Here is a 1,842-nt window from a genome sequence, read left to right as displayed (position 1 = left end):
GGCCCTGCGCCGAGGCCGACCTCGACCAGGCGCGCAAGCTCGACGCCGAGCTCGGGCAGGCGGCCTTCCCGCCCGCGGCGGCCCCCACGTACCGCGACCTGCTCAGCGCCCGCGACCGCCTGGCCGACCAGCTCACCGCGGCCCTGGCCCGGGTCGCGCGCCTGGAGACCAAGCTCACCTACCGCGAACGGGAGCTGGCGCGGGCCAGGGCGAAGCTGCGCAGGACGCAGCGGAAGGCGGCCGCCTACCGCAAGACGCTCGGCTACCGGCTCTCCCGCCGCCTCGCCCACCCCCGGAAGGTGGCCCGCAGGGTCATGCGCCTGCTGTCCGGCTGAAGAAGAGGAGCTTCTGTGCCGATCCTTTCGGTGATCGTTCCATTCCACGACGTCGAGAAGTACATAGGCCCCTGCCTGGACTCGCTGGCGGCGCAGACGCTCCGGGACCTGGAGGTGATCTGCGTGGACGACGGCAGCCGGGACGGCGGCGCCGCCGTGGTCGGGGCCCGGGCCGCGGCCGACCCGCGGATCCGCCTCGTCCGGCAGGCCAACCAGGGCGTCGGCCGGGCGCGCAACACCGGCCTGCGCCACGCCACAGGCCGCTACCTGGCGTTCGTCGACGGTGACGACACCGTGCCGCCGAAGGCGTTCAGGAGGCTCGTGTCGTCGCTCGAATCCACGGGCTCCGACCTGGCGTGCGGCAACGTCATGCGGCTCAACCGCAACCTGCTGGTGCCGTCCTGGGCGCACAAGGAGGCGTTCGCCCGGCCGCTGAAGCGCACCCACATCACCCGGCACCCGCTCCTGATCCGCGACCGCATGCTGTGGAACAAGGTCTACCGGCGCTCGTTCTGGGAGTCGCTGGGGCTGAGGTTCCCCGAGCGCATGTACGAGGACCAGCCCGTCGCCATGGCCGCCCACGTGAGCGCCACCTCGGTGGACGTGCTCAAGGGCGTGGTCTACCACTGGCGGCAGCGCGAGGAGGAGGGCTCCTCCATCACCCAGCGGCGGCTGGAGCCGGGCAACCTGCGCGACCGCCTGCTGTCGGTGCTGGAGACGTCGCGCCTGCTGGCCGAGCGGGCGCCGGACCTCAAGCCGTACTTCGACCGCGACACGCTGGAGATCGACATGGTCGTGGCGGTGGAGGCGGTGGCCCGCATGGGAGCCGCGGCCGACCCCCGCCTGGTCGGGCTGATCACCCGCTACCTCGACGGTGTCGCGCCCGAGGAGTGGCTCGGCGTCCCGTTCGCGCGGCGGCTCATGGTGAGCCTGCTGCACCAACGACGGCTGGAGGAGCTGGCGGCGGTGTTCGCGCGGGAGCGCGAGGGGCGCCTGTGGCCGCGCCTCGGCTCCGCCGGGCTCCTGCGCAGACGCTGGTACGGCCGGCATCCGGCCATGCCGCGGCGCCTGTCCGAGGTGTCGGGGGAGCTGGGGCTGACCGCCCGCCTGCTGACCTTCGGCTGGCGTGACGGCCTGCTGCGCGCCGAGGGGTGGGCGACGGTCGGCCGGTTCGCGGTCGAGGAGCTGCGCCGCGCGCGTGTGCGCGTATGGCTGGCCGAGCGCGGGACGGGTGACAACCTGCCGCTGCTGGACGAGAGGGTGTCGCCCGCCTGGCGGAGCGTGGCCCAGGAGGACGGCGAGGCGGTGCCCGAGCACGGGTTCTCGTTCGAGTTCGCGCTGGACCCGGCCGCCCTGTCGGCGGCTCGGCTGGCCCGGGAGGGGCGCTGGGACCTGTGGGTGGAGCTCAGGGGGGCGCGGCTGCGGCTGGCGGCGATGGTGGCGGGCCCCCGCTGGCTGCCGCCCTCGGTTCCGGCGCCGCTGCGGCTGGCGAACGCCGAGCCGCCGT

Annotated in this window: 2 protein-coding genes; both read left to right on the top strand. The window is 74.5% G+C overall.

What is annotated here, in order from left to right; all coding sequences use genetic code 11:
• Positions 1-335, top strand: a 335-nt coding sequence (locus DQW85_RS23585; protein ID WP_162795291.1) for a hypothetical protein, incomplete at its 5' end; no start/stop codon positions are given.
• Positions 336-350: 15 nt separating this feature from the next.
• The coding region (locus tag DQW85_RS23580; RefSeq protein WP_113702262.1) for a glycosyltransferase family 2 protein at positions 351-1,842 on the top strand (1,492 nt) is incomplete at its 3' end.

Source organism: Nonomuraea lactucae (assembly GCF_003313395.1).
In the GTDB taxonomy this organism is placed as follows: Bacteria; Actinomycetota; Actinomycetes; order Streptosporangiales; family Streptosporangiaceae; genus Nonomuraea; species Nonomuraea lactucae.
The sequence above is the reverse complement of the archived record's forward strand: the minus strand, read 5'-3'. Positions and strand labels throughout refer to the sequence as shown.